The organism is Burkholderia sp. AU6039 (assembly GCF_002223365.1).
Lineage (GTDB): Bacteria > Pseudomonadota > Gammaproteobacteria > Burkholderiales > Burkholderiaceae > Burkholderia.
The window spans coordinates 1,719,259-1,736,154 of the sequence record NZ_NKFK01000005.1 but is presented as its reverse complement, the minus strand read 5'-3'; the positions used below and the strand labels follow the sequence as shown (position 1 = coordinate 1,736,154).

Sequence of the window (16,896 nt, the reverse complement as noted above, 5' to 3'; positions counted from 1 at the left end):
ACGCCTTTTGTCCAACCGACCACGGAGCCGCCATGTCGCCGCGCCCCCAAGCCGTCCTTGCCCCGCCGCCACACGTCGTGTGGGAAACGCTCATTCCCGCCGGAACCCACTGGTCCGGCATCCTGCGCCGCGGTCTCGCGCTGCGTGTCGTCGATGTCGACGGCGGCGCGAATCTTTCCGCCGTGTTTCATCGCCAGGAAGACCCGCTCGAACGCTACAACATGGCCGACACGCTGAAGGCGCAGCACACCGCGCATCTCACGTGCGGCCATGCGCTGTACACCGACATGGGGCGCGTGATCGCGTCGATCACGGCCGATACGCTCGGCTGGCATGACCCGCTCGGCGGCGTCGGCGATGCGCGGCTGTTCGCGCACAAGTACGGCACGACGTCGTACCAGGCCGATCGCAACGCGATGATCCGCAATGGCCGGGACAGCCTCGTGCTGGAACTCGCGAAATACGGGCTGTCGGCGCGCGACCTCGTCGCGAACGTCAATTTCTTCAGCAAGCTCGACACGCGCGACGACGGCGCGCTCGATTTCGTCGCCGGACATTCGCCGGCCGGCAGCACCGTCGACCTGCGCTTCGAGATGAACACGCTGGCGGCGTTCTCGACCGCGCCGCATCCGCTCGACCCGCACCCGGACTACGCGCCGAAGGCCGTGAAGCTGATCGCGTACCGCGCGTATCCGGCGGACGGTGCCGCGCCGGAGGACGACCCGTGCCGCCGCGCGTGCGCCGAGAACGTGCGCGGCTTCGCCAACACCGATCGCCTGTTTGCGTAAGGAGCGCCGAGCCATGCCGATCATCGAAAGCCGTCTCGACCCACGCGATGCCATTCACGACACCACATTGAACGCGGGCGAACCGTGGCTGCACGACCTGAAGCGCGGGCAGGTCTTCCGCATCCTCGACCTCGAAGGCAACCAGGCCGTCGACACGCTGTTCTATCGATCCGACGACCCCGAGGAGCGCTACAGCGCGCAGGACACCATCCGCGCCCAGCGCAACCTGTACCTGAGCGCGGGCAGCGTGCTGCTGTCGAGCCGGGGCAACCCGATGGTGACGATCGTCGCCGATACCTGCGGCCGTCACGACACGCTCGGCGGCGCGTGCGCGGCCGAGAGCAACACCGTGCGCTATGCGCTCGACAAGCGGCACATGCACAACTGCCGCGACAGCTTCCTCAACGCGATCACGCACTGCACCTGCGGCGCGGGCGCGCGGCTCACCAAGCGCGACCTGGTCGGCAACGTCAACTTCTTCATGAACGTGCCCGTCACGCCGCTCGGCGGGCTGACCTTCGAGGACGGCATTTCCGCACCGGGCAAGTATGTGGAGATGCGCGCGGAGATGGACGTCACGGTGCTGATCTCGAACTGCCCGCAGCTCAACAATCCGTGCAACGGGTACAACCCGACGCCGGTGCGCCTCACGATCTGGGAGGCGGAATGAACGACCCCCACGCTCACTTGCTTTGCATGGGGCCGGCGTACGCGCTGAAGCGCTACTCCGGGCCGACACGTTCGCTGCCCCCCAAGGGGGCGGTTGCCTCCCTTGGGGCGGCCCGGCGGGAGGCAACATGAGATTCACGAAAGTTCTAGTCGCGAACCGCGGCGAAATCGCGTGCCGCGTGATCCGCACGCTGAAGCGGCTCGGAATCGCGTCGGTCGCGATCTACTCCGACGCCGACCGTGATGCGCGCCATGTGGCGCTCGCCGACGAAGCCGTGCGGGTCGGCCCCGCGCCGGCGGCGGACAGCTACCTGAACGTCGCGGCGATTCTCGCCGCCGCACGCGAGACGGGCGCGCAAGCCGTGCATCCCGGCTACGGCTTCCTGTCCGAGCACGCCGGTTTCGCCGACGCATGCGAAGCCGCGGGCCTGCGCTTCATCGGGCCGCGCGGCGACCAGATGCGCGCGTTCGGGCTCAAGCACACCGCGCGCGAACTCGCCGCCGCACAGGGCGTCGCGCTGCTGCCGGGCACGGGCCTGCTCGACGATGCACGGACGGCGCTCGCGCAAGCCGACGCGATCGGCTATCCGGTGATGCTGAAAAGCACCGCGGGCGGCGGCGGGATCGGCATGTCCCTGTGCCGCGATGCCGCGCAGCTCGAAGCGGCGTTCGATTCCGTCGTGCGGCTCGGCGCCGCGAACTTCGCGCATGCGGGCGTGTATCTCGAGAAATTCGTCGAGCACGCGCGGCACATCGAAGTGCAGATCTTCGGCGACGGCCACGGCGATGCGATCGCGCTCGGCGAACGCGATTGCTCGGTGCAGCGCCGCAACCAGAAAGTGATCGAGGAAACGCCTGCACCGGGCCTGACCGCTGAAGAGCGTGCCGCGTTGCACGCGAGCGCGGTGCGGCTGGCCCGCGCGGTCGGCTATGCGTCGGCCGGCACGGTCGAATTCGTGTTCGACGCGACGACGCGCCAGTTCTATTTCCTCGAGGTGAACACGCGGCTGCAGGTCGAGCATTGCGTGACCGAGGCAGTGACCGGCATCGATCTCGTGGAATGGATGATCCTGCAGGCGGAGGGCGACCTGCCGCCGCTCGACACGCTCGCCGTTGCACCGCGCGGCGCGAGCATCCAGGTGCGGCTCTATGCGGAGGATCCGCACAAGCAGTTCCTGCCGAGCGCCGGGCTGCTGACGCACGTCGCGTTTCCGGACGACGTGCGCGTTGACGGATGGATCGAGGCGGGCACCGAGATCAGCGCGTATTACGATCCGCTGCTCGCGAAGCTGATCGTGCATGGCGAGACGCGCCGCGACGCGCTGGCCGCGCTGCAGCGCGCACTGGCGCGCACGGAACTGTACGGCATCGAAACCAACCTCGACTATCTGCGCGCGATTGCCGGTTCGGATACGTTCGCGCGCGGCGCGTCGACGACCGCCTTCCTGTCGCGCTTCGCGTTCGCGCCGCACACGATCGACGTGCTCGACGGCGGCGTGCAGACCACCGTGCAGCAGGCGCCCGGGCGTGTCGGCTACTGGAACGTCGGCGTGCCGCCGTCCGGGCCGATGGACGATCGCGCGTTCGCGCTCGCGAACACGCTGCTCGGCAACGCGCGCGACGCGGCGGGGCTGGAATTCACGATGGTCGGCGCGATGCTGCGCTTCAACGCCGAGACGCTCTTCGTGCTCGGCGGCGCACCGCTCGCGGCATCGCTCGATGGCGCGCCTGCGCCGTTCTGGCGGGTGCTGCGCGCGCGGCCAGGCGCGGTGCTGAAGCTGGGCGGCGTGACGGGCGCCGGCGTGCGCGCGTGCCTGGCCGTGAAAGGCGGGCTGCAGGTGCCCGACTATCTCGGCAGCAAGGCGACTTTCACGCTCGGCCAGTTCGGTGGCCATGCGGGGCGGGCGCTGCGCAAGGGCGACGTGCTGCATCTGGACGAGGCAGCCGGGCGCGGCGACGCGGGCGCCACGCTGGCCGCGGCGGACATCCCCGCGCTGACGCACGCATGGACGCTCGGCGTGCTCGACGGCCCGCACGGTGCGCCGGATTTCTTCACGCCGGACGACATCGCGATGCTGTACGGCACGCAGTGGACGGTCCATTACAACTCGAGCCGCACCGGCATCCGGCTGATCGGCCCGAAGCCGCAGTGGGCGCGCGCGGACGGCGGCGAGGCCGGCCTGCATCCGTCGAACATCCACGACAACGCGTACGCGATCGGCGCGGTCGATTTCACCGGCGACATGCCGGTGATCCTGGGCCCGGACGGCCCGAGCCTCGGCGGCTTCGTGTGTCCGGTGACGGTCGTGCACGACGAATTGTGGAAGCTCGGGCAACTGCGGCCGGGTGATACGGTGCAGTTCGTGCGCGCCCGGGTGTCGACCAAGCTTTCCGCCGACACGGTGGTTGCGCGCCCGGCACCCACCGGCGTGCCGGACGACTGCGTGCTGCATCGCGACCCGTCGGCCGGCGGCGGCCTCGGCGTCGTCTACCGGCGCTCGGGCGACCGCAACGTGCTGGTGGAATACGGGCCGCTCGTGCTCGACCTGAACCTGCGTTTTCGCGTGCATGCACTGATGTGCTGGCTCGACGCGCACCGGATGCCCGGCATGCTCGACCTGACGCCGGGCATCCGTTCGCTGCAGGTGCAGTTCGACGCGCGGACCTTGCCGCTCGACACGCTGCTCGCGCATCTGCAGGCGGCCGAGCGCGAACTGCCGGAAGTCGCCGACATGCGCGTGCCGAACCGCATCGTGCATCTGCCGCTGTCGTGGGACGACCCGTCGACGCGGGTCGCGATCGAGCGCTACATGCAGTCGGTGCGGCCCGACGCGCCGTGGTGCCCGAGCAATATCGAGTTCATCAGGCGGATCAACGGCCTGGCCAGCATCGACGACGTGAAGCGCATCGTGTTCGACGCGCGTTATCTCGTGATGGGGCTCGGCGACGTGTACCTCGGTGCGCCGGTCGCGACGCCGCTCGATCCGCGTCACCGGCTCGTCACCACGAAATACAACCCCGCGCGCACCTGGACGCCGGAGAACGCGGTCGGCATCGGCGGCGCGTATCTGTGCGTGTACGGGATGGAGGGGCCGGGCGGGTACCAGTTTGTCGGCCGCACCGTCCAGATGTGGAACCGCCACCGCACCACGCGCGAGTTCGAAGCCGGCAAGCCGTGGCTGCTGCGCTTCTTCGACGAGATTCGCTTCTACGAAGTCAGCGAGGCGGAGCTGGCGGAACTGCGCGCGGATTTCGTCGCGGGCCGCGCCGGGCTGAAGATCGAGGAATCGGTGTTCGATCTCGGCGCATACAACCGTTTCCTGCGCGACGAGGCGGATTCGATCGCCGCGTTCAAGACGGCACAGCAAACGGCGTTCGAAGCGGAGCGTGATCGGTGGCGGGTGGCCGGCCATGCCGAATACGTCGGCGACGCGGCGCAGGGCGACGCGGATGCCGCGCGGGAGGCCGGCGCGCTCGCCGACACGCAGCGCGCGATTGCCGCGGACGTATCGGGCAGCGTGTGGAAGGTGCTGGTCGAAGCCGGTGAGCGCGTGACCGAAGGGCAGGTCGTCGCGATCGTCGAGTCGATGAAGATGGAGGTCGCGGTGACGGCGACGGAAGACGGCACGATCGAGACGATCGATTGCGCGCCGGGCGCGGCGGTGGTGGCCGGCCAGCGGCTGATGGTGATGAAGGCGGGCGCCGCCGAGGAGGTCGCATGAGCATGACGGAACGTTCGATCCTGCCGGGCGCCAACTCGATCGCCGCGCTGCGTGCGCGCTATGCGGCGGGCGACCTGACGCCGCACGCGCTCGTCGAAGCGATCGACGCGCATTTCGCCGCGGGCGATCCGCATCATGCGTGGATCCGGCCGCTGACGCATGGCGAGATGACGGCCTACGCCGACGCGCTGTCCGGGCGCGACCTCGCGTCATTGCCGCTGTACGGCGTGCCGTTCGCGATCAAGGACAACATCGACCTCGCCGGCATCCCGACGACGGCAGCCTGCCCGGCCTACGCGTACACGCCGGCGCGCAGCGCGCCCGTCGTCGAGCGGCTGATCGCGGCCGGCGCGATCCCGATCGGCAAGACCAACCTGGACCAGTTCGCGACCGGGTTGTCGGGCCAGCGCTCACCGTATGGCGCGTGCCGCAATGCGCTCGATCCGCGCTATGCATCGGGCGGGTCGAGCTCCGGGTCGGCGGTGGCCGTGGCGCTCGGCGTCGCGTCGTTCTCGCTGGGTACCGACACGGCCGGCTCCGGGCGCGTGCCGGCCGCGTTCCACGGGCTCGTCGGGCTCAAGCCGACCAAGGGCGTATTGAGCACGCTCGGCGTCGTGCCGGCCTGCCGGTCGCTCGATTGCGTGTCGGTGTTCGCGCAGTCGGCGGCCGACGCGCGCACGGTGTTCGCCGCCGCGCACGGCGTGACCGACGGCGATCCGTACGGACGCGCATGGCAGCCGCTGCTGGGCACGGACGGGCTACGCGCGCAACCGGCGCGACCGTTCGGGCAGTTGCGCTTCGGCACGCCGCGCGCCGATCAGCTGCAATTCTTCGGTGACGAGTCGTATGGCGCGGCGTGGCGTGCCGCGCTCGAACGCCTGCGCGCGACCGGGGCGACGATCGTCGAGATCGATTTCAGCGCGTTCCTGGCTGCCGCGCGGCTGCTTTACGAAGGCCCGTGGGTCGCCGAACGGCTCGCCGCGATCGGCGCCTTCGCCGCGCGGGAACCGGACGCGCTGCATCCGGTGATCCGCGCAATCGTCGGCGGCGCGGCGCGCTTCAGCGCGGCCGATGCGTTCGCCGCGTTCGACACGCTCGCGACGCTGCGCGTCGAGGCCGGCCGCGCCTGGGACGGACTGGACGCGATCGTCATGCCGACTTCGGCGACGACCGCGACCATCGACGCACTCGAAGCCGACCCGATCGGCGTCAATTCGCGTTTTGGTTATTACACGAACTTCGTCAACCTGCTCGACCTGTCGGCGATCGCGGTGCCCGCCGGTCGCTGCGAAACGGGGCGGCATGCCGGGCTGCCGTTCGGCATCACGTTCGTCGGGCGCGCGCACGACGACGCGCGGCTGCTCGATCTTGCGCAGGCGTGGGGTGACGCGGAGGAACGTGGCTGCAACGAGGGCGGCGGCCTGCGGACGGACGTCGCAGACGACGCGTTCGCGACGCCGGCACCGGTGCCCGGCGCGTCATCCGGCGTCGTGCGCGTGGCGGTCGTCGGCGCGCATCTGAGCGGTGAACCGTTGAACTGGCAGCTCACCCAGCGGGGCGGACGTTTCGTCACCGCGACGACGACAGCGCCCGCCTATCGTCTCTACGCGCTGTCCGCGGCGGCATCCGGCGGCGTCGCCAAGCCGGGCCTCGTGCGTGTGCCGGACGGCGGCGCGTTAATCGAGGTCGAGCTCTGGGAGATGCCGGTCGACGCTTACGGCAGCTTCGTCGCCGGCATTGCCGGCCCGCTCGGCATCGGCACGCTCACGCTCGCGGACGGCGCCCGGGTGCAGGGTTTCCTGTGCGAAAGCGCGGCGCTGGCCGGCGCGCAGGACATTACGCACTTCGGCGGCTGGCGTGCCTACCGCGCGAGCGCCGCGAACGGCGCAGGCGCATTGCAATGAACGTCCGGTCGCGCGGCGCCCCGGCATGCGCGCGACCGGCACCTGAAACGATACGGAGATTGACATGCCAATGACCCGCAACACGACCGGATGGCTTGCCGTGCGCCGCGAGCTCACGACCCGCGGAAAATGGACGCTCGGCGTGGCGTCCTTCCTGCTGCCGTTCGCCGTCTGGTGCCTGATCAGTTATGTGCCGTTCATCTGGCATCCGCAAATGCGCGTCACGAATCCGGGCAGCGTCGACTACTTCCAGACCGGCATGCAGATCGATCGCGACGTGTTCGACGACGAACTCGCCCATGCGCGAGCGACCCACGCGGCCGTGCCCGAAGGCGTGCGCGCGAACCCGGTGTACCTGCCCGCGCCGCACCAGGTGCTGCGCGCGTTCTACACGGCATTCACGACCCCGCCGGCATCCCGCGACGGCGTGTGGCTGCACGAGAGCCTGTGGCACAGCATCCGGATCATCTTCTGGGGCTTCGTGATCTCGTCCGCGATCGGCGTGCCGCTCGGCATCGTCTGCGGCACCTTCAGCGTGCTCGCGCGGCTGCAGGAACCGTTCCTGGAGTTCTTCCGCTACCTGCCCGCACCGGCGTTCGGCGCGCTGATGGTCGCGATCCTCGGCATCTACGATGCGCCGAAGGTCGCCATCATCGTGATCGGGACGCTGTTCCAGCAGGTGCTGATCATCGCGAACACGACGCGCAAGCTCGAATACGGGCTGTTCGAGGCCGCGATGACACTCGGCACGAAGAAGCTGAAGTTGCTCACGCACGTCGTGATTCCCGGCGTGCTGCCGGACCTGTATCGCGACCAGCGCATCCTGCTCGGCTGGGCGTGGACCTACCTGATCGTCGCCGAACTCGTCGGCACGAGCTCGGGCATCACCTGGTACATCAGCCAGCAGGCGCGCTACCAGCATTTCGACAACGTGTATGCGGCGATCCTGATGATCGGGATCATCGGCCTCGGCACCGACATCGTGCTCGGGCTGCTCGGCCGCCGGCTGTTTCCGTGGGATCGCACGCTGAACGCGTGACGCCCGTTGACGCCCACCCATCGACCGATTTCCGCGGAGACCATCATGCAGAACCCGCAAGCCGTTCCCGATTACCTGATGCAGTCCGACGCGGTGCGCGAGCGCTTCGCGCGCCTGAAAACCCGCGACGTGATACTCGACGTGCGTCATGTCGGCAAGCGTTTCGCGACACCGCAGGGCGAGTGCACCGCACTCGACGACATCAGTTTCCGTACCTACCGGCGCGAATTCGTATGCGTGATCGGCCCGTCGGGCTGCGGCAAGTCGACGCTGATCCGCATCCTGGCCGGACTCGACGCACAGACGAGCGGCGAGGTACTGCTCGACGGCAAGCCCGTGCAGGGGCCGGGCGCCGATCGCGGGATGGTGTTCCAGGGCTATACGCTGTTTCCGTGGCTCACCGTGAAGAAGAACGTGATGTTCGGACTCCGGATGAATGGCAGTAGCAGCGGCCAGGCCGAGCGCGAAGCGCTGCAGTGGCTCGATCTGGTCGGGCTGACGCGGTTCGCGGATGTCTATCCGCACCAGTTGTCGGGCGGGATGAAGCAGCGCGTGGCGATTGCCCGCGCGCTTGCGAACCGGCCGCGCATCCTGCTGATGGACGAGCCGTTCGGCGCGCTCGACGCGCAGACGCGGGCGAAGATGCAGACGCATCTGCTCGACATCTGGCGCAACATCGACGTGACGATCCTGTTCATCACGCACGATCTCGACGAGGCGATCTTCCTGGCGGACCGGATTCTCGTGCTGAAGGCGAACCCGGGGGCGGTGCAGGAACTGATCGAGGTGCCCGTGCCACGGCCGCGCGACTATGCGCAGGTCAATACGCCCGAGTTCATCGCGACGAAGGCGCGGCTCGAGGCGCTGATCCATCCGAAGGAGGCGGTGGCCATCGACGACGGCGTGAGGCCGCACATGATCCGCATGACGGATGTGTCGGACAACGTCGAGTAAGCCGTGATGAAAACGGGCGGACGGTCGCTACGTGTCTAGGCGCGGGCGATCGCCAGCGCCGTCGCGACATCGCCGCGGCGATATGCGGCCCGAATGGCCGGCGCGCGGTGCGCCATTCAGGTTTTCGGCTGGTCGCCCGACAGCAGCGCCGTATAACGCCGCTGCATTTCATCGGGTTCGACCGCTTCGATCGTATGCCCGATCAGCCAATCGTAGCCGAACGGGTCGCGAATCTTGCCCGAACGCTCGCCGTAGAACTGGTCCTGGATCGCGCGTGTCAGCTGCGCACCGGCCGCGAGCGCGGCGGCGATCGTCGCGTCGGCATCGTCGACATGCAGGTGAAGCGACATCGGCGCCTTGCCGTCCGGGTCGAGCGCGAAGATATCGTATTCGGGGAACTCGTCCGAGATCATCAGCGTGCATGGCCCGAGCTGCAATTCCGCGTGGCCGATGCGTCCCGACGGCTCGACGAGACGGAATTTCTCCTGCGCGCCGAACGCTTTCGCATAGAACGCGATGGCGTCGTCCGCATGCCTGGCGCGCAAATAGGGAAACACTTCGTGAATCGCCATGGTGCCCTCCGGTTTGGGGGTATGGGTGTCGCTCGATCCTGTCGGGCCTCGCGGGGCGGGTCTTGACTCCACCGGGGCGGCGGCCGAGGATTATTTCGTGTCGTGAACGGCTAACACGCTGATTCTACAGACGAAAATCGTGAGTGGGGCAAGGGCGGCGATGCGGCGGCGGACGTCTGCAGGCGGACGGTCCCCGCCCTCTACCGGTCGGTCGTCATCGCGATTCCGCGGCAGGCCGAAAGCGATCCCGATACGCCCCCGGGCTCAGTCCGACCTTCTCCTTGAACAGTCGGCAGAACGAGCTCGTATCGCTATACCCCACCTGGGCCGTGATCCGCTCGAGGCTGAGATCGCCGGCCTCCAGCAAAGCGCGCGCGGCTTCGATGCGCAGGCTCTGCAAATACCGCAATGGAGACTGATTCAGCGTGGCCTGGAAGCGGCGGATGATCGTGCGCTCGCTCACGCCGAGGTCCTGCGCCATCGCCGACATCTTCACGTCCTTCGTCATGTGCTTCTGCAGCCAATGCTGCGCGCGGTGAACCAGCGAATCGCCATGCGTCTTCTCCGTCAGCAACGGGAGATACGGCAATTGCTTCGTCTGGCTGACGTCGATCAGCATCGTCTTGGCGCACTGCGCGGCAATCACCGCCCCGGAGAAACGCTCGATGACATGGATGGTCTGCAGCAGGTAGGACGCTGACGCGCCCGCACAGATCAGCCGGTCCGCTTCGGTGACGACGGGTTCCAGTTGAAGGTCGACCCGGGGAAACCGGCTGCGAAACGCGTCTGCCAGCCACCACGTGGTCGTCGCGGGCCGTCCGTCGAGAAGGCCGGTGTTGGCCAGCACGAACGTGCCGGTGCAGTTTGCCGCCAGGTACGCGCCGGCGTGCCATTGCGAAACCAGCCAGTCGCATGCGGCGGACTGTCGTGACAGCAACTGGTCGAACGCCTTGCCGCTCGCATAGTGCGCACTGGGAATGAAGACCAGGTCGAATTGCTCGTGCGGCCGGATCGGCACCGTGTTCAGCTGCAGCCCGTTGCTTGCCATGACGGGCTCCCCGGTCGGAGAGACGAACCGCCATTCGAACTGCGCATTGCCATCGCCTCGCTGTCGCCGCACATGCGCGTTCGCAATCTGCAGGATGTCGGCGAACCCGCTCAGGCTGGAGGCATAGCAATCGTCATACGCAAGGATGGCGGCGCGGGGCATGATGTGTCGGATATCGCATGCAATGTGTCAGTTTAGCCAATGTACGGCAATTCGAACTGCGACGAAACTGTCGATGTCCACCTGGCGCCGGCGTCGGGCGGCGGCCCGATCGTCGACGCGGCCGGCCGTGCAGAAGGGGCGCTATCGCAGGCTGTGCGGGCCGCGCGAAGGCGAATCAGGCCGGCGCCGGGAAATCTCCGGCGCCTCCGATGCCTGGCCGCGTGGATTGCCGTCGGCTTCGCACCGGCGATTCGGCCGTGCGGTGACGCGCGTCGCGGTCGCCGCGCGTTCCCGGCACGCGAAGGCGCTTTCGTCTCAACCTGAACCGAAAACATCATGAAAACCAGGATCACCGAACTCTTCGGCATCGACTATCCGATCATCCAGGGCGGCATGCATCACGTCGGGTACGCGGAGCTGGCGGCGGCCGTCTCCAACGCCGGCGGCCTCGGCATCATTACCGGCCTGACCCAGCGGTCGCCGGCGGATCTGGCTGCGGAAATCCGGCGCTGCCGCGAGATGACCGACAAGCCGTTCGGCGTGAACCTCACCTTCCTGCCGACCGTCACGTCCCCCGACTATCCCGGCTATATCCGGGCGATCGTCGAAGGCGGCGTCAAGATCGTCGAAACGGCCGGCAACAACCCGCAGCCCTATCTGCCCGCGCTCAAGGACGCGCATGTCAAGGTGATCCACAAGTGCACGTCGGTTCGCCATGCGCTCAAGGCCGAGGCCATTGGCTGCGATGCGGTGAGCGTCGATGGATTCGAATGCGGTGGCCATCCGGGCGAGGACGACATTCCGAACTTCATCCTGCTGCCGCGCGCCGCCGACGAGCTCAGGATTCCGTTCGTGGCCTCCGGCGGCATGGCGGATGGGCGCTCGCTGGTGGCGGCACTTTCTCTGGGCGCGGACGGCATCAACATGGGGACGCGCTTCATCGCGACCCGCGAGGCGCCGGTGCACGAGAACGTGAAGCAGGCGCTGGTCGCGGCGACCGAACTGGACACGCGCCTGGTCATGCGTCCGTTGCGCAATACCGAACGCGTGCTGCGCAATGCCGCGGTCGATCGCATCCTCGAAAAGGAGCGCACGCTCGGCGCCGATCTCCGGTTCGACGATATCGTCGAAGAGGTCGCCGGCGTGTATCCGCGCATCATGAAGGAGGGCGCGCTCGACGCGGGCGCCTGGTCGTGCGGCCTGGTCGTCGGCTTGATCCGCGACATCCCGACCGTGAAGGAACTCGTCGATCGCATCGTGAGCGAGGCGACGGAGATCATCCGCGGTCGGCTGGCAGGTGTTTTGGTTTGAGCTGCAAGCTCAGCCGGCGTTTGCATGAATTTGCAGCCGTGGTCGACCTTCTACCCGGCGTTCTGCCTTGCTCCGATCATGAGCACTCGATCGCCACGGCGTTTGTCGACCGGCTGAGCCTGATCTCGCCGAGATAGGCGCTGTCGCCCAACTCGCACTCGCGCCAAGCGTTGCCGAGGGCATGTCGAATTTGGACTTTATAGGCGCCGCTGCCCTTGGTCAGGCCATCGAACCGGAAATCGCCGAAGCCGTCCGAGACCGTTTCGGCGACCTGCAGATGACCGACGTACAAGGTGACGACCGCATCCGTGACACACTCGACCACGCCTCCTGCCTCGACACTGACACTTCCGCCGACGAAGCAGGTTTCCCAGCGCTCGAGGCCGCTGTACCACACACGGGGTTTCGTGCCCAGGTTGGGTCGCAATACCTTGAGTCCCTCGCGTCGGGCCTTCTCGGCCATCGCCGTGTCATCGAGCTTGACCGTCTCGAAGACTTCGGTAGGGCACGACTGCTGACAACGCGGGCGGGACCAACCCTGGTCAAGCAAATGCGCATCGAAGATCCAGATCTGGGGCAGTTGCAGCGCGTCGTTCCAGACGATTGCCTTGTAAGGGCAGGCCTTGACGATGTCCTTGCGGCCTCGTGCCTTGTCCGGATCGATGATGACGATGCCGTCGGCACGCTTGCGTATGGCGCCGCCGCCGACACGCATGCATGGCGCGTCGTCACAGTGGTTGCACATGACCGGTAAATAAGTGGTCTCGACCATATGCGAGGCACCCTGCACGCGACGCAGGATGCGGATGGGGCTCTCGGCGTCGGCCGCTGCGGGTGCAGCGTAACCGGGGAAGTCATTGCCGACGTGCTCGTCGCGCGCGGCGATCACGCAGTTCTGGCAGTTCTCGCAACGGCCGACCTTGATAATCAGGTTCCACTTGCTCATTTGACATTCCTCACGCTGCGCGACCGAGCATGAACGCCTCGGCACCGCGCCATTTCTCGACCTGCACCAGGCAGGAATTCGGGCTCATGCTGCTGGTGCCGGCCGTCTGCGGCCGGTCTGGGGTGAGCATGTTCATGCAACCGCCGATCTCGACTTGCTCGCCGTCGATTTCGATCAGCTGAAATTCCGCACTCGCCTCGTAGGATTTCACGACGCCGGCGTGCACCAGCGGCGAGACATCGGCAGCACAGATCACGGCGCCGCGGTCGTTGTGCACCTTGACGAGATCGCGATGAGCGATGCGTCGCATGGCGGCGTCAGCCGGATTGAGCCTCAGCAGCCAGAACCGATGCCCTCCGATCAGCGCGCGATGATCGTCGACGCTGTTCACCGCGGAATTCTTGCCGTCACAATGGGTATGAAAGCTGTAGCGGCTGTGGGTGGCGATCAATTGCAGCGGATAGTGACGAGCCAGGTCCGAGCGCGGGCCCTCCCAGGAGGGGATATACCGGTTGAGCGCTGGCCGCTCGGGATTGTCCGCCGTGTGCCGCTTCAACAACTCGGGCACGAACTCCAGCTTGCCGCTCGGCGTCTGCAGGCCCTTGCCGAACGTTTCCGAGAACTGTGACGGCAGCGGGTGGGGTTCCGGCAGGTCTTTCCGCCTGCCTTCCGCATACCAGCGCATGTCCACGGGATGACGCAGCTCGGGCTTTTCGGGCGGCACGACGAAGTAGCCCTTGCGGCAGAAGTCGCGCCACGAGATGTGATCGGGCAGATCCGACGAGTCGAAGACGCGCTTGACCCAGTCGAGATCGCCACAGCCTTCGGTGAAAATGCCCCCCAGGCCCAGCCGGGTCAGGATGGCGGTGAAGATGTCGTAGTCGGAGCGGGATTCGCCCAAAGGCTCGATGCACTTGTGCTGCAGTGTCACCATGCGATGGTTGACCGTGCCATACCCTTGGTGGGCGTAGCCGCCCGAATTCGCCCATTCTCCAATGTCCCAACGCTCCAGCGACGTGCACGCGGGCAGGATGATGTCGGCGAACTGGGCTTCGCCTTCCATCCAGATCGACTGATTGACGACGAACTCGATGCTCGAGTGCTGGTAGGCGTCCGTCCACCGTCCGGAATTCGTCACGGTACTGAACGCGGATCCGCCATAGCGATAGATCATGTGGATCGGCGAATAGCCGGGCATCGGGTAGGTGAACGGCGCGAACTGGGCTTCCTGAGACATGCCGTCCCAGAGATAACCGGTGGCGTGGCCGTTGAGAATCGCATCGGGCATCTGCTGTCGCGGCACCATTTGCTTGACGGGATTCATGGTCAGGATGTGCGGCATGCGCTGGTAGTTGTCCACCGCATTGGCGGTCCACGCCAGGTCGCCCGAGATGCCGCCGTCCGCGTAGCCCGGAAAATAGAACTGGAGATCGTGCGGGACGCCGATTTCCAGGCAGCCGAAATTCACGCCCGGCTTGCCCCAGCCCTGCATGGACATCATCATGATCATGCAGCGCGCCCATTGCGCCCCGGTCGCGCCGCGGCCCGCGCCACCGAATCCCGCGCCGGTCATCCCGACGGCGAGATGAACCTTTTTGTTTCCCCACAGGCGCGCCAGCGCGCGGGCGTCCTTTGCCGGCACGCCGGTCTCGCGCTCCTGCCACTCGGGTGTCTTGGGCGTACCGTCGGTTTCGCCCAGGAGGTAGGCTTTCCAATCGTCGAAACCGGTCGTGCGCGTCGCCACATAGTCCTTGTCGTACAGGCCTTCCACGGTCCAGACATACATGATGGCCGTCGCCAGCGCGGCATCGGTCTGCGGCCGGATCGGGATCCAGCGGCCCCCCAGCAGCTGTGCGGTCGGATTGCAGTGCGGGTCGATGTGCACGAACTCGATGCCGAGCTCCTTGGCCCACAGACGGCGCGGCGTTCCCTCGAATCCTGCGTAGGCCCCGTTGGTACTTTCGGGGTCGCAGGACCAGAAGACGATCATTTCGGCTTCCTTGAGACCGTCCTCGAGGCCGCCATAGCCGGAGGGAACGCCGATGCGCATCGAGTTGCCGAAATGATGCATGGCGCCCCAGTACCAGCCTTCCCAACTATCCGGATTCGCGGCGACCCGGGTGAAGCCGATCAGGTTGGCGAAGCGCGTCAGCGCGCTGAGGTAGTAGCCCACGTTGCCCCACTGGTGGTGGGACGACATCGGGAACGTGATGGAACCGGGACCGTGAACGCGCTTCTGCCGGTTGATCTCCCTGGCGACGATGTCCAGGGCTTCGTCCCAGCTGATACGGACATAGCCGGACTTGCCCCGGTTCTGGGGATTGCGCTCGCCGTCGGGGTCGAAGTCGACGCGTTTCATCGGGTGAAGGATGCGCTTGTCGGAGTAGACCAGCGACTTGAGCGTCAACGCGTGGGGCGCGACCAGGCTGCGTCGTGGCGGGCTGAAGCGACGTCCGCGCGCCTCGATCACCCAGCTTGGCGCATCGGTATCGTCCAGCTCGATCGGGGTCACGCGGACGATGCGCCCATCCTTGACGTAAACGAACAGGGGCCCGCCATTGGTGCAGGTCGCGTAGCGTCGGGTGCCGTCGCGCATGGGCGTGCCCATCGGCAGGCCGACGGTGCGCATCATGCTCAGGGTCTGCATGAGCCAGACCAACAGTTCGTCCTCGCCCTCGGTGACCACCTTGAAGTTCTTGGCGGCGTGGATGATTTCGCCCTGGTCCGGGCTGGGGGAAAGGAACTTCAGCGCGGTGGCGACATCCTTGAAGGCCATGCGCACGTCGGGTCGCGGATGCTTGCCGGCGCGCGACCGAATGCGGCCATTCCTGAACTCGATGGCGCGACCGATGCTTTGATCCATGAGCCCGATCCATGCGACGAGATTGCGCTCCTTGAGGCGATCGCGATAGGCGGGGAAGCGGCGTGCCGTCAGGTCCAGAACCTTGGGCAAGGCAAAAAGAATGGTCTTGAGAGCCTGTCGTTTCATCGTTCGATCCAATGGGTTGTCTTGATGCGGGGCGCCGGCATTCGGACGTACCCGTCAGAACGTGTAGGCAACATTCAAGAAAACGCTAAGAGGATTGAGCCGGAGCGTCGATTTGGAAACGATCTGCGTCCCGGTCGCGGTCTGTCCGTATAACGTGAGGCGGGTCTTCACCGGCATGTAGTTGACGGAGGTGCCGACAGACCAGTGTTTTGAAATCGCGTAATTTGCCCCGAGCTCGAACACGGGGTTCCACGACGAGCTGAGCGTCGCGCGCGCCGAGCCGCCCGGCCCAAAGCTGTCGGAGACGAACTGGCTGTTGGTTGCCCGAACCTGGGTGAACCACGTATAGTTCGCGCCGATGCCCAGGTACGGCCGGAATTTCGACGTGGCAGAAAACAGGTGGTATCGAAGTTCGATGGCGGGCGGCATCGGCCTTGTCGTGCCGAGCGTGCCATACTTCTGCAACGTCCCGTCGCCAATCAGATTGACTTTCAGCGGCATGCCCAAAAGCATGGCGACACCCAGATTGTCAGTGACGTAATACTCGGTGGTAATGCCCAGCGTATCCGTCGAACTGGCATGTGCGCCGGTGCCGGCCAGTTGCCGATTCACCGTCACGCCGCCGACGCTTTGCACGATGAGGGGCGTGGCGTCGCCCTGCGGTGCGATGTGTAGCCATCCTACCGAGGTTGTAATGCTTCCTGCCGTCTGCGCATCGGCGTTGTCGGCAAGCGAAGCCGAGCAAATGCAAACCGCCACGCCTGCGAAACTCATCGGCCGCTTGAAATTCAT

Annotated in this window: 12 protein-coding genes; 7 read left to right on the top strand and 5 right to left on the bottom strand. The window is 66.6% G+C overall.

Annotation, left to right across the window (positions count from 1 at the left end; genetic code table 11):
- Positions 1 to 32: 32 nt before the first annotated feature.
- The 6 genes from CFB39_RS25445 (at position 33) to CFB39_RS25420 (ending at position 9,076) form a co-directional block, all read left to right on the top strand.
- The gene (locus CFB39_RS25445; protein WP_089474914.1) at positions 33 to 788 is read left to right on the top strand and encodes an urea amidolyase associated protein UAAP1; all 756 of its coding nucleotides are present in this window, start codon (positions 33 to 35) and stop codon (positions 786 to 788) included.
- Between the two features lie 13 nt (positions 789 to 801).
- Complete coding sequence (locus CFB39_RS25440) at positions 802 to 1,458, top strand: urea amidolyase associated protein UAAP2 (RefSeq protein ID WP_039357735.1); 657 nt, start codon at positions 802 to 804, stop codon at positions 1,456 to 1,458.
- 127 nt (positions 1,459 to 1,585) lie between these two features.
- Positions 1,586 to 5,179, top strand: a complete 3,594-nt coding sequence (gene uca / locus CFB39_RS25435) for an urea carboxylase (protein WP_089474913.1) — start codon at positions 1,586 to 1,588, stop codon at positions 5,177 to 5,179.
- Positions 5,176 to 7,083: an allophanate hydrolase gene (atzF, locus tag CFB39_RS25430; protein WP_089474912.1), complete on the top strand. Its 1,908-nt coding sequence runs from the start codon at positions 5,176 to 5,178 to the stop codon at positions 7,081 to 7,083. Before uca ends, atzF begins: the two co-directional genes overlap by 4 nt.
- Positions 7,084 to 7,147: 64 nt before the next feature.
- Positions 7,148 to 8,122, top strand: a complete 975-nt coding sequence (locus CFB39_RS25425) for an ABC transporter permease (protein WP_089427458.1) — start codon at positions 7,148 to 7,150, stop codon at positions 8,120 to 8,122.
- A 45-nt stretch (positions 8,123 to 8,167) separates the two neighbouring features.
- Positions 8,168 to 9,076, top strand: coding sequence for an ABC transporter ATP-binding protein (locus CFB39_RS25420; RefSeq protein WP_089474911.1), 909 nt, complete (start codon positions 8,168 to 8,170; stop codon positions 9,074 to 9,076).
- Positions 9,077 to 9,192: 116 nt separating this feature from the next.
- Here the strand turns inward: CFB39_RS25420 and CFB39_RS25415 are convergent, their stop codons facing one another.
- Positions 9,193 to 9,648, bottom strand: a complete 456-nt coding sequence (locus tag CFB39_RS25415; protein WP_089474910.1) for a VOC family protein — start codon at positions 9,646 to 9,648, stop codon at positions 9,193 to 9,195.
- 214 nt (positions 9,649 to 9,862) lie between these two features.
- Complete coding sequence (locus CFB39_RS25410) at positions 9,863 to 10,858, bottom strand: GlxA family transcriptional regulator (RefSeq protein WP_089474909.1); 996 nt, start codon at positions 10,856 to 10,858, stop codon at positions 9,863 to 9,865.
- A 336-nt stretch (positions 10,859 to 11,194) separates the two neighbouring features.
- Between CFB39_RS25410 and CFB39_RS25405 the strand changes: the two genes are divergently transcribed.
- On the top strand, positions 11,195 to 12,169 hold the full coding sequence (locus tag CFB39_RS25405; protein WP_089474908.1) for a nitronate monooxygenase family protein: 975 nt from the start codon (positions 11,195 to 11,197) through the stop codon (positions 12,167 to 12,169).
- Between the two features lie 76 nt (positions 12,170 to 12,245).
- Here CFB39_RS25405 and CFB39_RS25400 read toward each other — a convergent pair whose 3' ends face one another.
- Genes CFB39_RS25400 through CFB39_RS25390 form a run of 3 tightly spaced genes read right to left on the bottom strand, consistent with a single transcriptional unit; the run spans position 12,246 to position 16,896 of the window.
- Positions 12,246 to 13,115, bottom strand: coding sequence for a 4Fe-4S dicluster domain-containing protein (locus tag CFB39_RS25400; RefSeq protein ID WP_089474907.1), 870 nt, complete (start codon positions 13,113 to 13,115; stop codon positions 12,246 to 12,248).
- Between the two features lie 10 nt (positions 13,116 to 13,125).
- The gene (locus tag CFB39_RS25395) at positions 13,126 to 16,104 is read right to left on the bottom strand and encodes a molybdopterin-dependent oxidoreductase (RefSeq protein WP_089474906.1); all 2,979 of its coding nucleotides are present in this window, start codon (positions 16,102 to 16,104) and stop codon (positions 13,126 to 13,128) included.
- A gap of 54 nt (positions 16,105 to 16,158) precedes the next feature.
- On the bottom strand, positions 16,159 to 16,896 hold the full coding sequence (locus CFB39_RS25390) for an OmpW family protein (RefSeq protein ID WP_089474905.1): 738 nt from the start codon (positions 16,894 to 16,896) through the stop codon (positions 16,159 to 16,161).